The organism is Nitrosospira briensis (assembly GCF_900115125.1).
GTDB lineage: Bacteria > Pseudomonadota > Gammaproteobacteria > Burkholderiales > Nitrosomonadaceae > Nitrosospira > Nitrosospira briensis_A.
This window is the reverse complement of sequence record NZ_FOVJ01000001.1, coordinates 569,155-593,671: the sequence shown is the minus strand read 5'-3', so window position 1 is coordinate 593,671 and position 24,517 is coordinate 569,155. Positions and strand designations below refer to the sequence as shown.

Here is a 24,517-nt window from a genome sequence, read left to right as displayed (position 1 = left end):
GTCTAAGGATCATGTGGGTTCCCGTAAAGCCTTCTGCAGGGTTCAGAATGGCGAAAAGGTCAGGAAAAAGCGCGAGAGCCAGCCCATGGTTTGCGCCTCATCGATATAGCCGTTGGCCTTGTACTCGATTTTCGCATCGGCTACCTGAACCGATGACACCATATTGTTGACAATAGTCTCGGGGCGCACCACACCCGAGACACGGATGTACTCCGAGCCCTGAGTCATGGCCAACTGCTTTTCGCCGCTCACCACCAGGTTGCGATTGGGAAGCACTTCGATGACGGTAACAGTGATCGTGCCGCTAAAATTATTTGCGGAAGCGGCTTCACCTTTACCTTCGAAATCGTTGGAAGAAGAAGCGCCCAACTCCACTTTCTTGGTAATGGGCACGCCAAACACAATGGGAGGAATACCGAAATTCAGTTCGCCATTCTTGTTGGCGCTGCTATTGGATCTCTTGCTCGCATTTGTCTTTTCGTTGAGCACGATCACCAGCGTGTCGCCCACATGACGAGCCCGGCGATCCTCGAATAACGGCCGGTAACCAATGCCTGCCTGAAAAATGGCGCCGTTGGCGAGCGGCGGCGCTGGCTGAGCCGGCCGGGAGGATATCGGCTGCTGCACGATCGGGGCCGGAGCGGGCAGGCTGATGCACCCCGGTAACCCGATCAGGATGACAGCCATAAGCGCCCAAAGGATTATGGGTTTCGTAAGCTGTCCGCCTCGCCTGACTGTACGGCTAGCTGAAAAATTCGCACTCATTATGATCCGGTGTACAAGCAGGAGAAAAGTCATGCCGGTGGAAGCCGGTATCCATGCGGCGGCAGGTGGTGTGTAGAGCACCGCATTACTGCTGAGCTGCACTGGATTCCGGGTCAAGCCAGGGATGACTAAATTCATGGTAGTTTCTGGCCGTATAAGATGACTTGCCCGCAGAATTCTTCATGGTAGTTTCTGGCCGCATAGATGACTTGGCCGCAGGATTCGGATGTTTTGCCACTTTCTGCCTCACTTCAACATGTGCCATTGCCACATTTGCCTGATTTCTACATTTGCGACAGGCGCTGCAGCATCTGATCGGAGGTTTGCACCGCCTTGCTATTGATCTCGTATGCGCGCTGGGTCTGGATCATGTTGACAAGTTCCTCAACGACGTTGACGTTGGATGTCTCGACATAGCCCTGCGTAAGCAATCCGGTGCCATCCGTACCCGGCGTGTTGATGTTAGGAGTACCGCTGGCGCCGGTTTCCACAAAGAGGTTTTCACCTACGCTTTGCAAGCCCACGGGATTGATGAACGTGGTAAGTTGCAGGGTGCCTACCTGAACCGGGATAGGCGAGTTTTGCTGGGTTACCGTGATAACCCCGTCGCGGCCTATGGTCACGCTCAGCGCATTGGGCGGAATGGTGACGGCTGGTTGTATGTGATAGCCACTGGATGTGACGAGTTGCCCCTCCGCATCGATCTGGAGTGAGCCGTCCCGTGTGTAGGCCAGCGAGCCGTCGGGCCGCAACACCTCGAAGAATCCCTGACCTTGAATGGCCACGTCCTTCCAGTTCCCAGTCTGCTGCAAATTACCTTGAGTCAGCACCCGTTCGGTTGCAACCGGCCGCACGCCGGTGCCGATCTGCAACCCGGATGGCAGCTGTGTCTGCTGCGACGACTGTGCCCCCGGCTGGCGCAGGGTCTGATATATCAGGTCCTCGAACACCGCCCGGGAACGTTTGAATCCATTGGTACTGACATTTGCCAGATTATTCGCAATGACGTCCATCTGGGTTTGCTGCGCATCAAGACCGGTCTTTGAAATCCAGAGTGAGCGGATCAACTGAGTCTCCTGAAGGTTAAGTGGAAAGTCTGCCGCGAGTAGCCACTCATGGGTGGCGCATCGTAGAGCGGCAATATCAAGACATCGTATAACGGCGTGGATGTGACCAGTGCCGGGAACAGAGGGTGCAATTCCATGTTTTTCCGGATTTCAACCCGATGTGGCATGGGGCCGTCAATGCTTCCCTTACCCCTTATATCAGGCGCTTACGGATAGGAGGACACTTGCGCGCTGGGCATTTCCCTCGGCGTTCTGCAGCATCTTCATGTGCATTTCAAACTGGCGGGAAAGTGAGATCATATCGACCAGCGCCTCGACTACATTGACATTGCTGCCCTCCAGCGCGCCGCTTCTGAGCGTGACGTTCGCATCCGCCTCTGCCTCGCCACCACCAGTCTGCCGGAACAGTCCGTCCAGGCCGCGCGTAAGTTGGGCTTCGGGCGGGCTCACCAGCTTGATGCGTCCGATTATGACAGAGATATTCGGCTCGCTCGTCCCGGCTCCGGCAGGCACGGTGGATACTGTCCCATCCTTGGCTATCGTGATCAGGGTGTTCGGGGGGATGGATATCAGCCCGCCGTCGCCCTGCACGTTCAGGCCGTTACGAGTCTGCAACACACCGTTGGGGCTCACATGCAGGCTTCCGTTGCGTGTATACGCCTCGCTCCCATCTTCCATCTTCAGGGCGATCCAGCCCGGTCCCTGTATTGCGGTATCGAGTTCACGCCCCGTCTGCTGCTCGATACCTGGGCGAAAATCCGCTCCGGCACTCGAATCCACCACAAATGCGCGAGTCGCCAGGGTATCGCTGAATACCGGAACCGCGCGTAACACACTGGTTTCGGCACGATAGCCTGTCGTGTTCGTATTCGCCAGATTGTGCGCCATTGCGGCTTGCTGCCCCATCGTATGCTTGGCGCCGGTCATCGCAACGTAGATCATCCGATCCATGTTTACTCCTGTGAAATCAGGTTTTAATCCGGGTTAAAGACTGCTGTTGATTGGCCTCTATGGCAGCCGCTAAAAGGGATTTCTATTCCACCGGATCGGATTCTGCCCGGTGGAATAGGGGTTTCGGCGGTAGTACGCCCTAACATGCTGATGTTTTGTGTTATTTCAGATTCACTATCGTCTGCAGTAACTGATCCTGGGTTTTGATGGTCTGGGCGTTTGCCTGATAGACGCGCTGGGCAGTAATCATATTGACCAGTTCCGAGGTAAGCTCCACGTTCGAATCCTCAACCGCGCCAGACTGCAGCACGCCGAGGCTACCCGTGTTCGGCACGCCCACCAGTGCGGCACCCGAGGAGGCGCTTTCCGCCCAGGTATTATTACCCCGCGACTCCAGCCCCTGCGGATTGGCGAAATTGGCGAGCGCAACCTGCCCGAGGGTCAAAAACTTGCCGCTTGAGTAACTGCCGCGGATCACGCCGTCAGCGCCGACATCGAAACCGACAAGACGCCCTGAGGCATAACCGTCATCGTCCAGGGCATTGACGCTGAAGTTGGATCCGAACTGCGACGTGCCGGCGAAATCCAGATTGAAAGCAAGGGGATCGGCGCCGGTACTGACCGGAGCTGTCAGGCTGAACATGCTGGAACTTAGCGGGTCGAGCGCGCCACCGGACAAAAAGTTCAGTGTGCCTACCGCCGCTCCACCGTTGAGCAAGGAACCTTCATTGGCGGCAAACACGTCCCAGCTGTTGGTTCCGGTTTTAAGGAAATAGGTCGATAGCGTGCTGGGGTTGCCCAGACTGTCGTGAATCGATAGCGAGGTCGAGCTATGGTAGCTCGTGGGATCGGCCAGGTCGAAGTCAGCCGAACTCAGCGGAGCCTCGCGTGAGTCCAGGTTAAACAAGCCGCTCACCAGCGTAGTCGCCACGGGCGGCAGGTCGGCCTTGGAAATCTGCAGATCGCCTGGTGCGGAGGTATTGATCACGCCGGTTGTATTCGCCGAAAATCCGGTAAGACGCAGACCGCTGCTATTGACAATATAGCCATCCTTATCGGGATGAAATTGACCATTGCGTGAATAGCTGATGGCGCCCTGATCACTCAGACGATAGAAGCCGCTACCATTGATTGCAATGTCGAACGGATTATTGGACGCGGTGATACTGCCCTGACTGAACTGCTGCGCAATGTCCGCAACCTTGACGCCAATACCAGCCTGAATACTGCTGCCGCCCGAAAGCGAGTTGGCGTACACGTCCGCAAACTGGGTCTGCGATTGCTTGAACCCCACGGTATTGGCGTTTGCTACGTTATTGCCGATCACGTCCAGATTCTTCGCTGCTGCATTCAAACCGCTCAAGCCTTGCTGAAAACTCATCATAACTCCTTGGGTAGCGTCTCATTTTCCTGAGACGGATATTGGATTAATGCCCGGTTTAAAAAATCTGCTTGATATCCGCAAGTCCCACCATTCCGAGTGTCCCGACGTTCAACTGTACACCCTGATTACCCTGGGAAACGCCCTGGACAGAGCCGAAAGCGAGTGTCTGCGTGTCGATTTTCTGATCACCGCGCAACGCGCTGACGCTAACGCTATAGGCACCATCGGCGGCCTGGGCGCCATCGGCGGTTTTGCCATCCCAGGCCAGTGCCAGAGGACCGGCGGGTTTTGGACCCAAGTCCATGACTTGTATTTCCCGGCCCGACGCATCATGTATCGTGACTTTCACCTCGTCCGCTGCTTGCGCAAGTTCAACGCCGAACACGCCGCCCGCGCCCGCCAGTCGCAGTCCGGAACCGGGCACGAGGACATCTTTGCCGATCAACGTGGCCGCCTGCAGGGATTGTCCAGCGTTAAAGCTGCTCGCCATAGCCTGGATATTGGCGTTAAGCTTCTCGATACCGTTCACTGTACTGATTTGTGCCAGCTGTGTCGTCACCTGAGCATTGTCGAGCGGGTTAAGAGGGTCCTGATTTTTCATCTGTGTAACCAGCAGCTTGAGAAACCGGTCCTGTATATCATCCGCTGCGGACTTTGCCGTATTGGTCGCGCCATATGTTGCAAAAGGGTTTGCGGCGGGCTGGGTATCCTGAATAATGCTCATGGTTCTTCCTTATTTGTCTGGTGCTTATTGTCCGATACTTAAAGTCTTCAGCAGCAGGGTCTTCGCGGTATTCATCATGTCTACATTGTTCTGATATGAACGCGAGGCGGAAATCATGTCGACCATCTCTTCCACTACGTTGACATTTGGCATGGTCACAAAGCCTTCCTCGTTTGCCATCGGATGGGTGGGTTCGTATATAAGCTTCATCGGCGATTGATCTTCAAGGACGCGCGATACCTTTACGCCGGTCGCGGAATTATTGGGATCAGTGCCGGGTACTGATGGAATACTCATGAACAGCACCTGTTTGGCCTTATAGGGCTGGCCATTGGAAGTCACCGCGCTATCGGCGTTGGCGAGATTGCTCGCCACCACGTTCAGCCGCTGGTTCTGAGCTGTCATTGCCGATCCGGCAACAGTGAAAATGTTGAACAGGGACATTACAATTTCTCCTTAACCTTGAATGGCAGTGCGCATGATCTTGATCTGGTCGCTGATGAATGTGAGGTTCGCTTCGTAGTGGATAGAGTTATCGGCAAACTGGCTGCGCTCCACATCCATATCGACAGTATTGCCGTCCACACTGCCTTGGACAGCGGAACGGTACATCAATGGCGCACTGCCAGCCATGCCATTGACGCTGTGGGGCGAACCAATGTGGTTCGTGGCACTGGTCAGCAGCTTGACAAACCGGTTACCATTGGCGTTTTCCAGTGCGTCCTTGAAATTGATATCGCGCGCCTTGAAATTAGGGGTATCGGCATTGGCGATATTGGAAGCAATCAATTGCTGGCGGTGAGCCCGCAAATTGGCGGCATCCTCGTAGAAGCGAAATGCGCCGTCAAGCTTGTCAATCATTCGTTCTCCTCGGTATTACACTCATTCTGTTGTTAATGCGGCCCATAAACATGAGCCATGGTATTTCATGCCGCATTGGTCCAAAAAGCAGAATAGCGGGGTAAAAGCCCCCTACTTCGATCTTCCCTCCCCCCAACTCCTATCTGCGCGAGCACTGCTCATCAATTCCGGGAATATCTTCCAATCCATATCCATCTCATCAGGAAGGAATCAACCAGAACAAGCAAAGTCACTCAGCCCGGTCGGGGCTGGGGCGACGACATAATAAATCGAGCAAGCGTCCGGACAATTCGTCGAATATCGGGCAAAACGTGCCTCAGTTCCGTCCGTTGCCGGCATCCGTCCCTATTTAGAATGGCGCTACCCCTGGCTCGGCCTGATCCAGAGGCATTCTTTCGAGGAATTCTCATGCCTGTCATGCCCGTCACTTACTTTCGGCTCCTGTCATGCAGCCTGAGCCTGGTCCTGCTTCTCTCGCATCCTGTTGCAGCATCGGCATCAGCGAACCTAAAGCAGGACCCCCGGCTTATCCAGGCTGTGGTTTTGAATTTCCTGCACGTGCAATCGGCCGGTTTGCCCGGCCAGGTAGATATCACGCTCGGCGCGCTGGATGCGCGGGTGAATCTACCCTTTTGCGCCTCACTTGAGCCGGCGTTGCCGCCCGGCAGCCGTCCCTGGGGAAATACGACGGTGATCGTGCGCTGCTCCGCTCCCAATCCATGGACCATTTATGTACGCGCAACAGTGAAAGTGATAGCGGATTATGTAGTCAGCACCAGATCGCTTACGCAGGGCCATGTCATCGCTCCCGCAGACCTGATTATTCGCAGCGGAGATCTGGCCCAGCTCCCGCCCGGTATCGTTACCGACCCAAGCCAGGCCATTGGCAGAGCGCTGACCGGTGGCCTTCCCTTCGGTAACCCTGTTCGCCAGGACATGCTGCGCGCGCAAGCAGCCGTGATACAGAACCAGAGCGTGAAACTGATCTCCAGCGGGCGCGGATTCAGCGTGACCGGGGAAGGCAAGGCGCTTAACAATGCAGCTGAAGGACAACCGGTACAGGTTAGAAGTGCATCGGGTTCACTGGTGAGCGGAATTGCACGGGCCGGAGCAATAGTGGTCGTAAGCTACTGATGATCCGCAGAGCTGGAATCAAAATTATCATGTAGCAATTCTCATTATTGTGGCCTCAAGTTCCAAACGAAGCCGCCGTTAACTACCTACGGTTAACTGTAGGAGATAAACCCATGAAAATAGAAAACTCCATAAAGACTATCCCTGCAAGCGAGGCATTGCCATCGTCTGCCAAATCGGGACAGAAAGCAGCGGGGGTTGCGAAACCAGGTGATCCGACTACGCAGGGCGATAGTGTTCAGCTCAGTACCCAACTTCAAAGCATCGAAAAGAATCTGGCAAATGGCGAAGTTTTCGATGCGGCGCGGGTCGAAAAAATCAAGCAGGCAATCAGCGAGGGGCGTTTCGTCGTGAACCCCGACAAGGTGGCCGATGGTTTGCTGGAGACGGTGCGTGACCTGATCCGCGCCAGGCAGGGGTGACTTGAGTAACGCCACTTTCGATCCGGTTGCCTGCGTCACGCGCGAGCATGATGCAGCACTGGAGTTCATCGATATATTGCGCCGTGAGCAGCATGCTCTGCATCATGCGGATGGATCTCTGCTAGTGTCGCTGGCGATGGAAAAATCGCAGCAGGCCCAGCAATTGGTTCAGCTTGCTGATGCGCGCAACCGCTGGCTCGGGATGCTTGGCTACCCCCCAAACCGTATCGGGATGGAGCGCGGTCTACAAGACTGCCCGGATGCCACCGATGCCTGGCAGAAATTGCTTCAATTGGCCGAAACAGCCGGTCAGCTCAATAAAATCAACGGTATTCTTGTCGCTCAGCGCCTTCGCTACAATCAGCAGAAACTCGTTGCACTCCATGCCGCCACGCACAGCGCTCGAAGCCCTGGGCTGTACGGATCGGATGGGCAGCCCGAGCCGTTCTCCGGCGGGCGCAGGCTTGGCGAAGTCTGAACTGCAAGAGCAAGACAACGTTCGTATTCCAAGTCGTAATTAACCCTTCCCCGCCAGAAAGGTTCAGGCGGGGTACCGTCATCGGTGATTTAACCGATGAATTCGAGTAACCAATTCATTTGAAACCATGCCATCAGAACCATTTGATCTGGCCCATGCATTCAAGCAGTACTTTGAGGTTGTGCCAGCATTCTCCGGGACACTGAAGGATGAGGTCTATCGTTTGCGGCACAAGGTTTATTGTGAAGATTTGAAGTTTGAGTCACCCCGTTCAGACCAGCGCGAAACCGATGAATATGACTCCTGTTCGCAGGCTTTTTTACTGCGCAATGTACAAACCAAAGAATACATAGGTTGCGCTCGCATTATCATTCCTCCATCGGAGAATCCCGGCTATCCCCTGCCCTTTGAAACCGTTTGCGCTGATACACTGGATCGATCGATTATTGATCCCCGAAAACTATGCCGGCACCGTATTGCAGAGGTATCGCGTCTTGCTGTAATCTCCAGCTACAGAAGGCGTAAAGGTGAGGCTGGCAAACCGTTCGGCATTTCCGACGACGACTTTAAAAACTCGCAATCACGGCGCTTCCCTTACATCCCAATCAGTCTTTACCTCGCCGCCTTAGCGATGGCGAGATTAAACGAGATTGATATCATATTCATTCTTACCGAGGAACGACTTGCGCACCACTTCACCAAACTCGGTTTTGACCAGCAATTCATCGGCGGCCCAGTGGACCATCACGGCCTTCGAGTTCCCTCAATGATATATGTCGGGGAAACGATCGGAAATCTACGTGCCAACTTGCTCCCGCTCTACCTGGAGATTGCAATGAATATAGAGAGGCATCTAGCGAGCAAACAGCCGATAGACAATACGATTTAATCATGGCAGCCCCCTAGGGATATCCTGGTTTAACCACCATCCGTTACTCGAATCCATCGGTTATATTCCGCGTCCTCCATGAGAATCTGCGCGCCTTAACCGGTTTCAATCCGATATGTTACACATGCGTCTTTACACCCACCTTTAACGTCTCCTGTCGCGATTATTCAGAGTCGAAACACCGCGGCGGGTTTGACGCCTGTCTGGTGCAGATTATCCGGCAAGGTCCCCGGTAAATCTTCCGGCACGATCTCGGGTAAGGTTTCGGGCAAGGGTTCGGGTGGGCTGGAAAGGATCATAACGGTAACCCGGCGATTGCGCATCCGGCCTTCCTCGCTATCATTCGAATCTACTGGGAGATTTTCTCCGTGACCCACTGCTGTCAGGCGGGCCGCTTCCACTCCGTTGTCGATCAGCAGTCGCACCACACTGCTGGCTCGCACAGCCGACAGTTCCCAATTGGATGGAAATTTCCCGGTAATCGGAATATTATCGGTGTGACCTTCCACCTGGATGGCGTAGTCATCGTTCTTCAACACCTGGGCTATTGCCTCAAGCAACCTGCTCGAATTCTCCTGCACAACAGCCTGGCCCGGCGCAAACAGCACGCTGGCGTTGATCTCCACGCCCAGCCCACGGTTACTCTGGATAACACGCACCTGACCATTTTCTACAAGGGGAGCGAATGTTGACATGATGTCATGGGCAATGCTCTCCATTCTCTCCTGCTGCCGGCGCTGCGTTTCCGCAAAATGGCGCGCCTTCCTTATCGCCTGGCGGTCTTCGATCAAAGGTACCGAGGGCCCCGGAGCCGGCGCCGGCACTGGAGGCGGCGTCGCGTCGGTGCGGCGATCCGGTTGCGAGGCGAGAGCGCTGCTAAGCGATTCGGCCAACACCCGGTTTTTATCGCCATTTACTTGGGAGAACGCATACATGACGACAAACAACGCAAGCAGCAGGGTGATAAAGTCCGCGTAGGACACCAGCCAGCGCTCGTTATTTTCATGCTCTTCCCGTCTATGTCTGCGCGGCATTTCGTGTATGTCTTGTAGGTATGGATCAGTAGAGAAAACACTCATCCGGGCACATTTTCGCTTTATTTCTTATCGCTCCGGCGTTCCGCCCGCCGGCGATCGGGCTTGCTCCTGTCAGCCTTGTTTGCACCACTGCTCTGCGGATCGCGGCGTTCTATACCGGATCGTCTTTCGCCTTGCCGTCTCTCTATACATTCCGCACCGTTCGATAATGCTTCCTTATCACCATCCGGATTCGCGGCATTTTCACTTTTCCCTACTATTGTTGCGCGGTCGCTGTCCTTCATCATCCCTCCTGAATAAACTGTCTTCATTATCGTCATGTCATCAATACATCTTCGACGTTACGCGTCACACCACATACCCCCTCAGCCGTCCTGCTATCAGTCGCGGATTCTCGCCTTTGGCAATTCCCACCAGCCCATCCACCAGCATTTCACGCATCAGCACCTGACGGGCAATAAGAGTTTTCAGTTTGTTGGCAATCGGCAGAAACGCCAGGTTGGCCAATCCCACGCCATAAATAGTCGCTACGAACGCGACCGCAATGCCAGCACCCAGATGGGCCGGATCCGACAGATTCTCCATCACCTGGATAAGGCCCATTACCGCACCCAGGATACCGATCGTCGGCGCATAGCCACCGGCTGCTTCCCATACCTTGGCACCCTGGCGATGAAGTTCGTCGAATGTATCGATCTCCACTTCCAGCACACGCTTCAATACCAGCGGCTCTGTGCCGTCGACTACCAGTTGCAATCCCTTTTTCACGAAAGGATCGTCGATGCCCTCGATATGCAAATCCAGGGAGAGGAATCCTTCCTTGCGCGCAGCGGTACTCCAAACGGCGATATGCTCTACCAGGGCCGCCGCGTCGAGTAAGGGAGGAACAAATACCCACCGGCTCATTTTCATGCCGAGCACAAACTGGCGCACCGGGCTCTGCAGCAGCACCGCTCCAAGCGTGCCTCCCAGAACCATCGCAAACGCGGTAAACTGGATTAGTGAACCGGGATTGCCGCCTTCCAGCGCCTGCGCGCCAAAAACGGCAACCAAGGCAATAACGATACCGATTATGCTATTGAAGTCCATGCGCACTCCTTGAGTCTGGCGCGTAGCCGCGCAACCGCCTGGCTATGAATCTGACATACCCTGGATTCAGATACACCCAGAACTGCGCCAATCTCCTTGAAATTCAACTCCTGCTCGTAGTACAACCCCATCAGCGTTTTCTCCCGCTCCGGCAAGTTGCCTATCGCGCCGATCAACGCTTGCCGCAGATCTCCGTCCAGCAGGCTCGCCAGCGGGTCAGCGCTATCATCCGCACAGTTGCGTTCCAGGAAGTTGCCGTCTTCACCATCCGTGAAATCCTCGTAATGGACCAGCTGTGCGCCTCGTGCGTCGAGCAACATGTGATGATAATCATCGATCGACACCCCGAGCTCTGCGGCGATCTCCGTCTCGGCAGGTGAACGGCCAAGGCGCTGCTGCAATGCGCTAATTGCCGCTTCAATCTGACGCATATTTCTGCGCGCCCCCCGCGGCAGCCAGTCCATCTGGCGCAATTCGTCCAGCATCGCGCCGCGGATGCGCTGTTGCGCATAAGTCTCGAACTGGGCTCCCGGCATCTCCTCATAGCGATTCAGCGCATCCATCAAACCGATCATGCCGACCTGTATCAGGTCATCCGCCTCTACGCTGCCCGGTAGCCTGGCAATCATGTGATGCGCAATCCGTTTGACAAGGGGAGCGAACTTGGCAAGATGCTGCTGTTTATCTATCACGCCGGCTGAGGTGTATATAGTCTGGTTCATCGTGAAGTCGCCATAACAGTGTTGGCCTTGCTGCCTTGGTTGCCTTGGTTGCCTTGGTTGCTTTGGTTGCTTTGCAGCAACCCCTGCATGAAGCGTTCGAGCCCCCTTCCCTCGCCCTTTGCCTCTCCATCCTGATACGTGAGGTGAGTCAAGGACTCCGCCGCGCGCCGGAACGCAGCCGCCGAAGTGGAGCCTGGTAATTCTCCCGCCACAAAACGTCCGAGACAGAGCTGGTTATCCTGCGCAACAAAGCCCATGAAGTTGAGGGCCACTCCCAGATAGCGGCGGGCTGTACCAGCCATATTGTCAAAAATTATCCGTGCCTCCGTCTCGTTATGGGCTCTGTTGACGAGCACATGTAGATCCCGCTTATCCTGCTGATGACTACTGATATGCTTGATCAACGTGTAGGCCCCGGTAATCGAGGCCGGCTCGGGAGAAACAACCACCAGGATTTCATGAGTGGAAAAGGTGAGCGGGAGAAGCCGGCTGGAATGGCCCGGCGCGGCGTCGATCAACACTACGTCCAACGGTTGGGCGAGATGTGCAAAACTGCCGATCAGATGAGCCCTGTCGCCCGCGCTGAGCTTTCCCAGCACGCGCATACCGCGCCCCGCCGGCAGGATAAAAAGCCCCCCGGGCCTGGAAATGATCACCTCATCGAGCGCCTTGTCGCGCCGGATCACGTCCAGCAAATCACGATGAGCGCTAATGCCAAAGGTCGCGCTGATGTTACCAGCATCCACATTCTCGTCTATCACCAGTACGTTTTTGCCGTCGCCCACCATTGCAGCCGCAAGATTGATTACGGTTGTCGTCCTGCCCGCGCCCGTGCTGCCGGAAGTGACAGTGACAACGCGCAGGCAATCCTGCACCAGCAAGCGGCGCAGTCCCTCTGCCTGGTCATGGATAGTCTCAACCACGGCGGGCCCCGCTCATGTCCAGATTGCCCGTACCGCTATTGCGGCCTGGCATGACTAAAGGGAACGACTCCTCCGCATCGGCGAAAGGAGAATCGGAAGCCACGTGATCCAACGCGCAGCTAACCAGATGCGTGGGGTCGGCAAGTTCCAGATCTTCCGGAACACGTTGACCCCGGGCGATATAGTAAAGAGGCAAGCGATGACGAATTGCAGTGTCCAGTGCACTCCCCATAAGGACAGCTTCATCCAGCTTCGTGATGATTGCGCCTGCCAGACCGTCGCCTCGGTAGGCGTGAGCCACTTCATTCAGCGTCTGGCAATTGGAGGCGGCGTTGAGCAGCAACAGGCGTTTGACCTGAGTTCCGCAGCCGGCCAGCATCGCAACCTGTTCGGCAACCATCTGGTCGCGCTGTCCCATGCCGACGGTATCGATCAGCACCGTGTGTTTGCCGCGCAGTTCAGCCAGGGCAAGAGTAAGGTCATGCGTGTCCCTCACCGCGTGCACGGAGACGCCCAGAATTTTTCCGTAAATGCGCAGTTGCTCGTGTCCACCTATCCGGTAGCCATCGGTTGTGAGCAATGCGAGCTTATCCGCCCCGTGGCGCACGACACAACGCGCTGCGAGCTTGGCGGTAGTAGTGGTCTTGCCTACGCCGGTTGGACCCACCAGCGCATATACGCCACCTTTTTCGAGAATTTCACCTTCGTTTGCAATGGTCTGAAGATTGCAGGTCAATATGCTTTTTACCCGGTCAGCCAGGTCTTTTTCATTATTCCCGTCATTGCGCTCGTCCTCTACAGGCAGTTGATCCAGCAGATCGTGTGCGAGGGAATGGCTGAAGCCCGACATGAGCAGCCGCTGTAATAACCGGGCGCGAGCCGGGTCGCGCCGCTCCTGATCGTTCCAGTTCAGTGCCGCCAGTTGTTGCTCCAGGCTGCCTCGCAGTGATCTGATCTCCCGGAGAACACTTGCAGCCACTTCGCCGGCCACCTGAAGGGGATCGACCAGGGATGGCTCAGTTTTGCGGGGAGTTGCAAGGTCCGGAATCACAGTACCGGGTGCCTTGCGGCCATTTCGCGGCCGTTTACCAAGGGCAGGAATAGCTGGCATTGCGGCATGAATGGCCTTATCCGCATTTGGGGGCACTACTATTTCTGCGGACCGTTTTTTTTCCGGACTTGCCGTGTACGGCGCAGCTTGTAGTACTGGCGCTACTGAACTGCTTGCTCGAATGGTTTTGCTTGCTTCATCTGAAATTGGCCTATCGTCTTCGCCTGCCGGATCGTCCGCGCATTGATCCTGCTTCTCGTCTGAACCAGCAAAATCGGGTCGACACGGATTTCTGACGTCTGTATGAGCTTCCTCGGCGTACGCCTGGGCTTGCCTCCCATATCCCTTGTCCACATGCTGCTTCCCGTGCGTTCCTGGCGCAGCGCCTGCCTCATCGGGGCCGGGTGACGGTATGAGCGCTGTCATGTCGTTGTTGCTCAAGGCCAGTATCTCGATACCGCCTTCCATCGCGCGGTTGGATAAAATCACCCCTTCGGGACCGAACGCATCGCGAACCATGCGCAATGCCTCGCTTGTTGTTTTGGCGAAAAATCGTTTAATGCTCATGCTCTGGCTCCCAGAATGGATGTAACTTTAATGTTGCTCGAATCGGGCACTTCAGCGTGCGACAGTATCTTGAGCTGGGGCACGGCGCGGCGCAGGAAGCGTGCCAACAATGTTCTCAGCGGCGCGGGCACCAGCAGTACCGGTACCAGGCCCACCTGTTCCTGGCGTTGGCTCGCGCCCGAGGCTTCCCGCAACAGCGTGTCCGCCAATCCTGGTTCGATGCCGGTCCCGTTCGGGCTGGCTTGCAAAGCCTGCGTCAGCAATCTTTCCAGCCCCGAGTCCAGCGCCATGACCTGCAATTCGCCAGCCTGCGGCCATATCTGCTGAACGATGGCCCGGCCCAGGGCGATGCGGACCAGCGCCGTCAGTTCGTGGGGGTCTTGTACCCGCCCGGCATGCTCTGTGAGTGCATCAACGATGGTCCGCATATCGCGAATATGCACGTTCTCTTCAAGCAGGTTCTGCAAGACCTTCTGCAGGGACGAGAGTGAAAGCAGCTTTGGAATCAAATCCTCTATCAACTTGGGAGACTCCTTCGCCAAACGGTCGAGCAGTTGCTGTACTTCAGTGCGGCCCAGCAGCTCGGCGGCGTGCCCATGCACCAGATGATTCAAATGTGTTGCCACCACCGTACCGGCATCTACAACGGTATAACCCAGCATTTGGGCCTGTTCGCGCTGATGGGCTTCGATCCATACTGCCGGCAGCCCGAATGCGGGGTCCGTGGTGGCGAGGCCAGGGAGAGTGCCGCCGACACTACCGGGATTGATGGCCAGGTACTGGCCCACGTTGACGTCGCCGGCGCCAATCACGACGCCTTTGAGAGCAATTCGATAACCATTGGGGCGCAATTCCAGGTTGTCGCGGATGTGCACCGGCGGCGGAAGGTAGCCTATTTCCTGAGCGAATTTCTTTCGCACGCCCTTGATCCGCCGCAGCAGTTCTCCGTCCTGCGCCCCATCCACCAGCGGGATCAGCCGGTAACCCACCTCCAGTCCCAGAATATCGACGGGCATAACGTCGTCCCAACTTGCGTCCTGAATTTCTGGCTGCGCGGCGGGCATCGCCGGCGCCTGCGCGGTAATTCGTCTGCTGCGCTGGGTCAGCAGGTAGGCGCCACCACCCAGGACAGCAGCCAGCAAAAGAAAAGCGATGTGCGGCATACCTGGTATCAGACCCATGAGGCCGATAATCGCTGCGGTAAGAATCAGTACCTGTGGCTGTGAAAAGAGCTGGCCCGCCAGTTGGGTGCTGATATTCTGGTCTGTGCCAACACGGCTTACCACCAGGCCCGCCGCGGTTGAGATGATAAGGGCTGGAATTTGCGCGACCAGTCCGTCTCCAATGGCAAGCAGGGTGTAGCTTTTGGCGGCGGTGGCCATGTCCAGGTCGTGCTGCAGCATGCCTATGATCAATCCGCCGATTACATTGATGAACAGGATCAGGATGCCCGCGATCGCGTCGCCCCGCACGAACTTGCTGGCCCCGTCCATCGAACCGTAGAATTCCGCTTCCTGGGCAATGGTTGTACGCCGCTTTCCAGCTTCTTCTTCGCCGATGAGACCAGCGTTCAGGTCTGCATCGATCGCCATCTGCTTACCCGGCATCGCGTCCAGGGTAAATCTTGCGGATACCTCCGCAATGCGGCCGGCGCCCTTGGTGATGACCATGAAATTGATCACTACCAGAATGATGAACACCACGATGCCAACCGTGTAGTTGCCGCCGACCAGATAGTGGCCGAACGCTTCGATTACCTTGCCGGCCGCGTCCGGCCCCTTGTGTCCTTCCATCAGAACGATGCGGGTCGAGGCAACGTTGAGGGATAACCGCAGCAGTGTGGACAGCAGCAGCACTGTTGGGAACACGGCAAAATCCAGTGGCTTGAGCGTGTGGATGCTGACCAGCAGCACCATGATGGAAAGCGCGATATTGAAAGTGAACATCATGTCCAGCAAAAACGCGGGCAGCGGCAACACCATCATGCCGAGAATCATGAGTATCAGTAGCGGACCAGCGATGCTATGCGCCTTCACGCCACTAAACAGGTAAGTCAGTTTTGCCGTAAACGTCGTGGTGGTCGTGGAGGTCATGGTATTTCAGCTTTATGCAATGCGCCTGATGCGGCGTTTTCGGGGTCCAGCTCGGGAGGCACCGGCAGAGTCTCCGGTGCGGGAGGAATCCTGCCGCCCGGCTCGCCGTATTCACGATAGCGGCGCAGTTGATAGACATAGGCCAGCACCTCCGCCACGGCGTTATACAAGGGTTGAGGAATTTCGTCCCCCAGCTCGGCGTGGTGATACAGGGCGCGAGCAAGCGGTGGTGCTTCGAGCAATGGCACTTGATGTTGCTGCCCTACTTCCCGAATTTTGAGGGCCAGAAGATGCGCTCCCTTGGCGACCACGCGCGGCGCGCGCATCTTGCCGTCTTCATACCTGAGCGCAATGGAATAGTGGGTCGGATTGGTCACGATCACATCGGCCTTGGGAATTTCGGCCATCATGCGCTTTCTTGCCATGGCGCGCTGCTGGCTGCGGATGCGGGCCTTGACGTGCGGATCGCCCTCGGTTTCCTTGTTTTCCTGGCGCACTTCCTCCTTGGTCATCTTGAGCTTGCGAAAGTGGTCCCAGAGCCTGAACGGTACGTCGACCCCCGCGATCAGCACCATGGTTCCCGCTATGGCCAGAAAGCTCATGACGATCAACTCGCCTATATGGCCCGCACTTGCCGTGAGCGGCGCCGCAATTAATGACAGCACAGCGTCCTTGTGATGCCAGATCGTCCAGACACTCATCGAACCGATCAGTGTGGCCTTGAGGAGGGCTTTGGCCAATTCGACCAGGCTGTTCCAGGAGAACATGCGGCCTATGCCCTTCAGGGGGTTTAGCCGCTTGAGGTCGGGCGTGAGTGACTTCCAGGTGAAGAGCCACCCGGAAAGCAGCATTGGAGCCGCTAGCGCCACCAGGAACATCAAAATCAGGAAAGGTGCAAAAGTAAGCAGGGCTTGCAGGGATTGATCGAACAAACGTTCGGTGAGCAGACCGGAATCGAAGCCGGTCTCGCGGGATACCTTCATCCCGTCTTTCATCAGATTCAAGAGCTGCCGGGAAAGATGGCCACCCATCAGCCACAGGCCCGCTCCGGCCGCAATCAAGACCACGAACGTGGAAAGTTCCGGGGAGCGCGGCACCTGTCCCTCGTCGCGCGATTTTTCCAACCGTCTCGGCGACGCAGGTTCCGTTTTTTCCAGATCGCTATCTTCGCTCACTGCCAACCCCTGAAAACACATCCATAATCAATTATCGAGTGCTTCAGGGGTAGATCATCGCGGGAAAAGAGCGAAGTTCCTCCCGTAATTCTGCTTTAAGGATGAGGCGCCAGGAGCGTCTTTGCCGGCCCAGCAAGATACCCGGCCTGAGCTTCAGGAACCCCTGGGCCGCGAGGCTTGCGAATCCGCTATGATTCCGTTTTTGGTATTTGTCGTTTCGCCACCTTCGTTACTCAGTGCCGTCGCGGCTTTTTTGCTCATGACAATAATGCTGATACGACGATTGACGGGATTTGCCGGATCATCCTTGTCAAAAAGCGCGGCTGAACTCAAACCAACGACACGCATGATTTTTTGCTCGTTCATTCCCCCCATGACCAGTTGGCGCCGCGAGGCATTGGCCCGGTCAGCCGACAGCTCCCAATTGCTGTAATGTTTCTCCCCGTTTGCGTAAGGGGTCGCGTCGGTGTGATCGGCGAGGCTCACTTTGTTGGGCATCTCATTCAGCACTTCACCAAGCTTTTGCAGGATAGCTTTGGTATGCGGTTCCAATTCCGCTCTGGCGAGCGCGAACATCGGCCGGTTCTGGTCATCGACAATCTGAATCCGCAATCCTTCAGTAGTAATGTCCAGCAGCAACTGCTTTCTGAACTTGTGCATGGTCGGATTGGACTGGATGAGCCGTTCCAGCCGGCTCTTCAAATCTTCCAGCCTGCGCGCGTCAAGACGCTCCAGTTCCGCATGCGCAGCCTTGAGGTTGAAAGATCTTTCGGAGGTCTCTTCCTCGTATTTTCTCGTATATCCATTCTGCTCTATCAGATCCCTCCCCCCTCCCTGGATTACGCTTGAGCCATTGTGGCTGCTCGAACCACTTTTCTGCACGATTTGCGATGTGGGCTGGAAATATCCGGAGATGCCTTGCAATTCGGCTCTGCTGGAAGTACTGAGCAACCACATGAGCAGGAAAAATGCCATCATTGCAGTGACAAAATCCGCATAAGCAATTTTCCACTGGCCGCCGTGGGGCCGGCCGGATTTTCTGATTTTCCTGACTACAATGGGACGAGGCTGGTCAGCCATGATAGCTCCGTTATCTATTTCTGGCCTGTCTGACACAATCTTCCAGCTCGGTGAAGCTGGGCCGTTCGGTCGAGTACAGCACCTTGCGGCCAAACTCAACCGCCAACCCGGGAGCATAGCCATTAATGCTCGAAAGCAGCGTAACCCTGATGCATTGCAACATCTTCGTGGATTCCCCTAGCTTCTGCTCGAGCACCGCGGCGAGCGGCCCCACCAAACCGTAGCCAAGCAGGATCCCGAGAAAAGTACCCACCAGTGCTTGAGCAATGAGTTCACCCAACTGGGATGGCGGCAGGCCCACTGAAGCCATGGTATGCACCACACCCATCACTGCCGCGACGATGCCGAACGCCGGCATGCTATCTGCCATTTTGCTTATGCAATGCACCGGTATTTCGCCTTCCTGGTGATGGGTCTCGATCTCGTTATCCATCAGGTTCTCGAGCTCGAAAGCGTTGAGATTTCCCCCTACCATCAGGCGCAGGTAATCTGTCATGAACTCCACCACCTGGTGATCTGCAAGGATATTGGGATAGTTCGCAAAAATTGCGCTCTCATAGGGGTTCTCGACGTCGATTTCTATTGACATCAGCCCTTCCTTGCGTGCTCTGGCGAGAAGGTCGTAGAGCAAGGCCATGAGATCCATATACACGGCCTTGGTATATTTGGGGCGCGCCATGATTTTGGGTAGCGCCATCAACGTGGCTTTCTGCGCCTTGGCCGTGTTGCCCATGACAAAGGCGCCCAGTGCGGCGCCGCCGATTATCAGCAGTTCGAGCGGCTGAAAGAGCGCGCCCAGATGCCCGCCCGCTAGAGCGAAGCCCCCGAATACCGATCCCATAACGACGAGCGATCCAATTATGATTAGCATATTTTCCGATACATCCTCATCCGAACTGCTGCGGCAACGCATAGACCGCGCACCCATTTTGTCCCCGTGGTTCCCGCGTCTTGACGGCACTCGAGCGATAAATGAATGGGGCAAGGAGCACGGTCGCACGGCGAGATACTCACTCTTGTAACGGCTGTGCTTCGATAAACTTTAGGGGGAGGAAAGCGCGGCGGACGAGAAGAATTGCAAAATTCCAGCCACAGGGAAAAGAAATCTTCCCGCGCCAGAAGCGGGAAGATCGAGTGCTAGGCTATTGCCGCAGCGAGCGTATCTACGCGCGGTTTGTTGGTCTTGCCTGCTCTTGAGGGAGTACGGCATAATCCGCACACGTAGCGGCTATGAAGATCATTGGCGTGGACCACGAAATGCCCGCTGCATTGGGTGCAAGGCGTGGTTTGCAAAATCCTGCCTTCGAAGAAGCGCACCAGAGTCCAGGCACGGGTCAAACTCAACACCGGTTCCATCTGATTTATCTGGCAGTGCTCCAGGTAGAGCTTATAGCTCTTGACTATGGCTTTTATGCCGCGGCAATCGGCATTTTTGATCAGATAGCGATGAATATCGGCAAATACAGAGGAATGAACGTTTGGCTGCCATGTCAGGAACCAGTCAGCGGAAAATGGCAACATCCCCTTGGGAGGTGAAACGCCTTGCAATTCCTTGTAGAGCTTGATGAGCCGCTCGCGGCTCAGGCTGGTTTCGCTCTCCAGCAACTGCATGCGGGCGCCCAGGCCGATCATTTCGATTGCGGCCTGAATCTCTCTGGCTTCCGACACTACACTTTTTTTACGCATGATGATGTCCTCGGGGAGAATTCAGGGGATTCGTGACCGTCAGGCGATTTCTTCTGCCGGCTGGCCCGCCAGCAGGATGGTCGCGTGCGATTGCGCCATCGTCTTTTCCTTGCTGTAGTTGGCAAGCATGCCAAATATCAGGCTGTCGTCGAAACGGATGCGGCATAACATCATATTGGAGTTGGACAGCTTGAGGATCTGCCCCGGGGTCAGGACCTCCAGTATGCTGGCGATATCCTTGCTGATCCCCAACCGGAAAATTGCCATATCCTTGTCGATAAGGACCATCTGCTTCGCGAGCATCAGGTAGGTGAGATTGAGTTCCTTGATTTCAGTTGTAAGTTCGTTGGCTTTCATTGTCGACCCCCATCTGTGTAAGTGTCGCCATTGTGCGCAGTCGTCCGCTGCAAGAAAATTGGAATCTATCGGATTTGCATGTAGGAAACGACCAGTAATCCGTGTAGGAAATTTTCCTACACGGATTACTCAGGGAGGGAGGCGGTGGCTGCGTCAGGCACGGACTTTTTGCTCAACGTCCATCTTCCATAAAACTTTAACGCAGAATGAAATATGATTCGATGGAAACAGTATGCCAAAGAGATTCCATGGAAGAAGCGCAATAGCTTGATTCTCGCTTGCGCCAGGTAAACGATTTGCTCAATAAACGCCAAAACCTGTCGTAGAAAATATCTATCACCGTTAATCTTATCGTCATTATCATATTGCTTTTTCTTAAAGCGCTGCTCACGGCAGCAAGCCTCCCGGTTCATTTTTTTCGAATGATTCACCAGGCAGAAGCGATAACCTCAGCTTTTAACCTTCCTGGTCAAGGAAGGCTATTCATAAAAATCAGCACATTGTTGCAGCTCTCGATCTGGTTCAGAATGATTAAATCATCATTCACTGCAGGAGAACCCTGGTTTTTTGAGATGGGAGATAAAAATCTACAACCATAACCTCCCTTTCGAGCGCACTCTCGCACGCCCCACGGTAGCCGCGTTGACATTTGCGGTGTTTATGTCCCTTACTCTGGCAGGCTGGCTCGTCGTTAAAGACCTTCAAGAACAAAACGCAAATAACCGGTTCGACGCTGTCTTGGCAGAGACTACTGCCAAGATCGAGCACCACTTTATGGGATATGAACAGGTGCTGAAAGGTGGTTTGGGGCTGTTGCTTGCTTCCAGTTCAGTCTCGCGGGATGAATGGCGCACCTATGTAGATGCTCTGCGGATCGATGACAACTATCCAGGAATCCATGGAGTCGGTTTTTCGAAATACATTCGTCCTTCGGAGCTTCCAGCGCATATCAGTGCAACACATGCCCAAGGATTTCCTGAATATAAGGTTTGGCCGGACGGCCGCCGGGAAGAATACACCGCCATCATATATCTTGAACCGTTTTCGGGCAGAAATTTGCGCGCTTTCGGATACGACATGTATTCGGAACCTGTTCGGCGTGCGGCGATGGCCCGCGCGCGGGACATTGGCGAGGCCGCCCTCTCGGGCAAGGTAAGACTCGCTCAGGAAACAAGCAAGAATGTTCAGGCCGGTGTTCTTATGTATATCCCCTATTATGGCGTTACGAGGCTCCCGGAAACGCTGGAAGAAAAACGCTCGTCTCTTGTTGGCTATGTATATGCTCCATTTAGAATGGATGATTTCATACATGCCATTCTTCGCGCCGAGCTTGACATCGTCAATTTAAGAATTTTTGATGGCGAAGCAATGGCCGAGAATTCCCTTCTCTTTGACAGCGCAAAAAACCAGCCCGAAAAAATATTCGCACATCAATTCAGGCGAGTACGGCCCTTATCTGTTTATGGACGAACCTGGACCATTGAAGCCACTTCACGTCCCGCTTTTGAGAAAGCCATAAGCAGTTATGAAGCGCTCCTCGTTTTGCTGGTTGGAATTCTGGCAAGCATTCTGACTGCGATGGTTTCTTTTGTCCTTTCCGTAAACAAGGAAAAGGCTGTAGCTCTCGGCCGAGCAAACGAAAAGCTGCTACTCGCCATCCAGAAACAAGAGGCTGCAACATTTGAAGTTTCGAATTCAAAGCTTCGAACTGAAAGGATACTGGAAAGCATTACCGATGCTTTTTATACACTCGACCGGGAATGGCGTTTTACCTACGTAAACAAGGAAGCGGAAAATCTGTTACGGCGGAGCCGCGACGGCCTGCTGGGTAAAGTGATCTGGAGAGAATTCGAGGAGGCGAGAGGCGGCATCCTTGATCGTGAATTTCATAGAGCGCTGGCTAACAACGTTACGGTGGCTTTTGAGGTTTTCTACGCTCCGCTGAGTACATGGTTTGAAGTGCACGCCTATCCGTCCCAGGAAGGTCTCGCGATTTACTTCCGCGATATCACCTCGCGAAAACAGGCTGAGGAGGCTCGCCAGGAAGCCGATGCACGCATCCGGCAGCAAGCGTCCTTGCTTGACAAGGCGACAGACGCAATTATCGTTCACGGAATGGATCATCGTATCCAGTTCTGGAATCAGGGTGCTCAGCGGCTCTATGGATGGGGGGCAGAAGAGGTAATCGGCAAATCGATCGCGTTACTGTATGAAGACACCGCCGCCTTCAGCCAGGCGATCGAGCTAGCCGTGAATAGCGGGGAGTGGAGAGGTGAAATCGCGCAGCGGCGCAAGGACCGAAGCATGTTGTTGGCTGAAGCCCATTGGACGCTGGTCAGAAATGATGAAGGACAACCCTCGTCAATCTTCGCCATCAACACCGATATCACGCAACGCAAAATGGCGGAGAACGAAATCCAGTATCTCGCTTTTTACGATTCCCTGACCGGCCTGCCCAACCGGCAACTCCTGATGGATCGGCTGCGGCAGGCGCTGGCGGCGAATGCCCGGAACCGGCGTATGGGCGCGTTACTGCTCATCGACCTGGACAATTTCAAATTACTCAATGACACCCTCGGACATGATCGGGGAGACTTGCTGCTGCAGCAGGTCTCCCCTCGCCTGATCTCTTGTGTGCGCGAGAGCGATACTGTAGCTCGCCTTGGAGGCGACGAGTTTGTGGTCGTGTTGACAGCCGACTTCAGTGAAGATCACGGAGAAGCCGTTACGCAGATAAAAAGCATTTGCGAAAGAATACTTACGGCCTTCAATCAACCTTTCAGCTTGGGGGCTTACAAGCATCACACCACGCCGAGCATCGGCATCGCGCTATTCAGTGATCAGTCGCACACAAGTGACGAACTGCTGAAACATGCGGATCTGGCAATGTACCAGGCAAAAGCAGCGGGCCGCAACGCCATGTGTTTCTTCGATCCTGACATGCAGGAGGTGATGAACGCCCGGGTTATTCTGGAATCGGATTTACACAAGAGCTGGGAGAGAAACGAATTTGTTCTCCACTATCAGCCCCAGGTGGATGGCAACGGCGTGGTGGGCGCCGAAGCGCTGATCCGATGGCAGCACCCCCGCCGCGGCTTGCTGCCCCCTGCTGAATTCATTACTCAAACCGAGGAAACCGGTCTGATTCTTCCATTGGGCAATTGGGTACTGGAAGCCGCGTGCATTCAGTTGGCAACCTGGTCCGAACGGCCGGAGACAGCCGGACTCAATCTCGCCGTCAACGTCAGCCCCCGCCAATTCTGTCAACCGGACTTCGTCGAGCTGGTGATCTCCACGCTCGAGCGTTCTGGCGCCGATCCGCATAGACTAAAGCTTGAGCTTACCGAAAGCGTACTGGTACATAACATGGATGAGACTATCGCAAAAATGACCGCACTAAAAGCCAAGGGCGTCGGATTTGCACTGGATGACTTCGGCGTCGGCTATTCCTCGCTCTACTATCTGAAGCGGCTCCCGCTGGACTGGGTGAAGATCGATCAATCTTTCGTGAGAGACGTGCCGACCGATGCCAATGCCGCAACCATTGTCCGCGCCATCCTGCTTCTCGCCAAAAGCCTGGAGTTGGCGGTGATTGCCGAGGGAGTGGAAACAGCCGCACAACGGGACTTTCTCGTCAAACATGGCTGCACTGCTTATCAGGGATACCTGTTCAGCCCACCGCTGCCGCTCGATCAATTTGAGGAATTCATGGCTGGCAGAGATGGACAGCGGTGATAGTGCGAGTGCTGGAGATTGCCTTTAACGATACTCGACCCCGGAATGGAACCGGCTCGGCGATCGGATAGCCGGGGGGTCTTAATTCCCTTTCTAATCTTCAATAGGTTTTTCTCACTGCCGGTGAAGTAGTCTGCAAGATCGGTTTATCCTCTCCTGATGCAATCAAAAAATTTCGCAAAAAAACTTGCGAAACAGCCGTTCTTATCTATACATAAGTTGGTGGTTTATTTTCTCAACAATGGAGTCGAGACGACTGTGAATCGCAACCGCAGTCACCCTTCCTTTTAGCAAAAACCTGAATATGATTAACCCGAGCTTATGCGT

Annotated in this window: 24 protein-coding genes; 5 read left to right on the top strand and 19 right to left on the bottom strand. The window is 55.1% G+C overall.

All coding sequences use genetic code 11. The annotated features are described in order from the left end of the window. Window positions 1-42: 42 nt before the first annotated feature. The 7 genes from BMZ14_RS02710 to flgB form a co-directional block, all read right to left on the bottom strand. The gene (locus BMZ14_RS02710; protein ID WP_442755604.1) at window positions 43-903 is read right to left on the bottom strand and encodes a flagellar basal body L-ring protein FlgH; all 861 of its coding nucleotides are present in this window, start codon (window positions 901-903) and stop codon (window positions 43-45) included. Window positions 904-1,049: 146 nt separating this feature from the next. Then, on the bottom strand, window positions 1,050-1,832 hold the full coding sequence (gene flgG, locus BMZ14_RS02705; protein WP_074794323.1) for a flagellar basal-body rod protein FlgG: 783 nt from the start codon (window positions 1,830-1,832) through the stop codon (window positions 1,050-1,052). Between the two features lie 198 nt (window positions 1,833-2,030). After that, window positions 2,031-2,783 (bottom strand): flagellar basal body rod protein FlgF, encoded by a 753-nt coding sequence (locus tag BMZ14_RS02700; RefSeq protein ID WP_074794320.1) that lies wholly within the window; start codon window positions 2,781-2,783, stop codon window positions 2,031-2,033. 160 nt (window positions 2,784-2,943) lie between these two features. After that, entirely contained in the window at window positions 2,944-4,164 is a 1,221-nt protein-coding gene (gene flgE / locus BMZ14_RS02695) for a flagellar hook protein FlgE (RefSeq protein WP_074795488.1), read from the bottom strand. Window positions 4,165-4,222: 58 nt separating this feature from the next. Beyond that, window positions 4,223-4,891 carry a flagellar hook assembly protein FlgD gene (locus tag BMZ14_RS02690; protein ID WP_074794318.1) on the bottom strand — a complete coding sequence of 223 codons (669 nt, stop codon included), beginning with the start codon at window positions 4,889-4,891 and terminating at the stop codon, window positions 4,223-4,225. A 24-nt stretch (window positions 4,892-4,915) separates the two neighbouring features. Next, the gene (gene flgC / locus BMZ14_RS02685) at window positions 4,916-5,335 is read right to left on the bottom strand and encodes a flagellar basal body rod protein FlgC (RefSeq protein WP_074794315.1); all 420 of its coding nucleotides are present in this window, start codon (window positions 5,333-5,335) and stop codon (window positions 4,916-4,918) included. A gap of 12 nt (window positions 5,336-5,347) precedes the next feature. After that, window positions 5,348-5,752 carry a flagellar basal body rod protein FlgB gene (gene flgB, locus BMZ14_RS02680; protein WP_074794313.1) on the bottom strand — a complete coding sequence of 135 codons (405 nt, stop codon included), beginning with the start codon at window positions 5,750-5,752 and terminating at the stop codon, window positions 5,348-5,350. A gap of 408 nt (window positions 5,753-6,160) precedes the next feature. Between flgB and flgA the strand changes: the two genes are divergently transcribed. From flgA to BMZ14_RS02660, 4 genes are all read left to right on the top strand, one after another. Next, window positions 6,161-6,886, top strand: coding sequence for a flagellar basal body P-ring formation chaperone FlgA (flgA, locus tag BMZ14_RS02675; RefSeq protein ID WP_256208336.1), 726 nt, complete (start codon window positions 6,161-6,163; stop codon window positions 6,884-6,886). A 113-nt stretch (window positions 6,887-6,999) separates the two neighbouring features. Then, the gene (flgM, locus tag BMZ14_RS02670; RefSeq protein ID WP_074794311.1) at window positions 7,000-7,308 is read left to right on the top strand and encodes a flagellar biosynthesis anti-sigma factor FlgM; all 309 of its coding nucleotides are present in this window, start codon (window positions 7,000-7,002) and stop codon (window positions 7,306-7,308) included. Between the two features lies 1 nt (window position 7,309). Then, entirely contained in the window at window positions 7,310-7,786 is a 477-nt protein-coding gene (locus BMZ14_RS02665; protein ID WP_074794309.1) for a flagella synthesis protein FlgN, read from the top strand. A gap of 127 nt (window positions 7,787-7,913) precedes the next feature. After that, a complete protein-coding gene (locus BMZ14_RS02660; RefSeq protein WP_074794307.1) occupies window positions 7,914-8,675 on the top strand; it encodes a PEP-CTERM/exosortase system-associated acyltransferase in 762 nt (253 codons plus the stop codon). A 167-nt stretch (window positions 8,676-8,842) separates the two neighbouring features. Here the strand turns inward: BMZ14_RS02660 and motD are convergent, their stop codons facing one another. The 12 genes from motD to flhD form a co-directional block, all read right to left on the bottom strand. Beyond that, window positions 8,843-9,709, bottom strand: coding sequence for a flagellar motor protein MotD (motD, locus tag BMZ14_RS02655; RefSeq protein ID WP_074795484.1), 867 nt, complete (start codon window positions 9,707-9,709; stop codon window positions 8,843-8,845). Window positions 9,710-9,771: 62 nt separating this feature from the next. After that, on the bottom strand, window positions 9,772-9,999 hold the full coding sequence (locus BMZ14_RS02650; RefSeq protein ID WP_177186891.1) for a hypothetical protein: 228 nt from the start codon (window positions 9,997-9,999) through the stop codon (window positions 9,772-9,774). Window positions 10,000-10,060: 61 nt separating this feature from the next. Then, window positions 10,061-10,801: a flagellar motor protein gene (locus BMZ14_RS02645; RefSeq protein WP_074794302.1), complete on the bottom strand. Its 741-nt coding sequence runs from the start codon at window positions 10,799-10,801 to the stop codon at window positions 10,061-10,063. Beyond that, on the bottom strand, window positions 10,783-11,511 hold the full coding sequence (locus BMZ14_RS02640) for an RNA polymerase sigma factor FliA (RefSeq protein ID WP_074795482.1): 729 nt from the start codon (window positions 11,509-11,511) through the stop codon (window positions 10,783-10,785). The genes BMZ14_RS02645 and BMZ14_RS02640 overlap by 19 nt, the downstream gene beginning before the upstream one ends. Before the next feature lie 8 nt (window positions 11,512-11,519). Beyond that, complete coding sequence (locus BMZ14_RS02635) at window positions 11,520-12,446, bottom strand: AAA family ATPase (RefSeq protein ID WP_074794299.1); 927 nt, start codon at window positions 12,444-12,446, stop codon at window positions 11,520-11,522. Beyond that, window positions 12,439-14,064 carry a flagellar biosynthesis GTPase FlhF gene (flhF, locus tag BMZ14_RS02630; RefSeq protein ID WP_074794296.1) on the bottom strand — a complete coding sequence of 542 codons (1,626 nt, stop codon included), beginning with the start codon at window positions 14,062-14,064 and terminating at the stop codon, window positions 12,439-12,441. The genes BMZ14_RS02635 and flhF overlap by 8 nt, the downstream gene beginning before the upstream one ends. Continuing rightward, entirely contained in the window at window positions 14,061-16,157 is a 2,097-nt protein-coding gene (gene flhA / locus BMZ14_RS02625) for a flagellar biosynthesis protein FlhA (protein WP_083396589.1), read from the bottom strand. The genes flhF and flhA overlap by 4 nt, the downstream gene beginning before the upstream one ends. Further along, window positions 16,154-17,332 (bottom strand): flagellar biosynthesis protein FlhB, encoded by a 1,179-nt coding sequence (gene flhB, locus BMZ14_RS02620; protein ID WP_074795478.1) that lies wholly within the window; start codon window positions 17,330-17,332, stop codon window positions 16,154-16,156. Before flhB ends, flhA begins: the two co-directional genes overlap by 4 nt. A 153-nt stretch (window positions 17,333-17,485) precedes the next feature. Continuing rightward, window positions 17,486-18,412, bottom strand: coding sequence for a flagellar motor protein MotB (motB, locus tag BMZ14_RS02615; RefSeq protein WP_074794293.1), 927 nt, complete (start codon window positions 18,410-18,412; stop codon window positions 17,486-17,488). A gap of 10 nt (window positions 18,413-18,422) precedes the next feature. After that, complete coding sequence (gene motA / locus BMZ14_RS02610) at window positions 18,423-19,283, bottom strand: flagellar motor stator protein MotA (RefSeq protein ID WP_074795476.1); 861 nt, start codon at window positions 19,281-19,283, stop codon at window positions 18,423-18,425. 266 nt (window positions 19,284-19,549) lie between these two features. Further along, window positions 19,550-20,098 (bottom strand): flagellar transcriptional regulator FlhC, encoded by a 549-nt coding sequence (flhC, locus tag BMZ14_RS02605; RefSeq protein WP_074794290.1) that lies wholly within the window; start codon window positions 20,096-20,098, stop codon window positions 19,550-19,552. Window positions 20,099-20,137: 39 nt separating this feature from the next. Next, window positions 20,138-20,455, bottom strand: coding sequence for a flagellar transcriptional regulator FlhD (gene flhD, locus BMZ14_RS02600; RefSeq protein WP_074794287.1), 318 nt, complete (start codon window positions 20,453-20,455; stop codon window positions 20,138-20,140). A 567-nt stretch (window positions 20,456-21,022) separates the two neighbouring features. On the opposite strand from flhD, the gene BMZ14_RS02590 reads away from it, so the two are divergent. Then, entirely contained in the window at window positions 21,023-24,190 is a 3,168-nt protein-coding gene (locus tag BMZ14_RS02590; RefSeq protein ID WP_074794282.1) for a bifunctional diguanylate cyclase/phosphodiesterase, read from the top strand. Window positions 24,191-24,517: the final 327 nt, after the last annotated feature.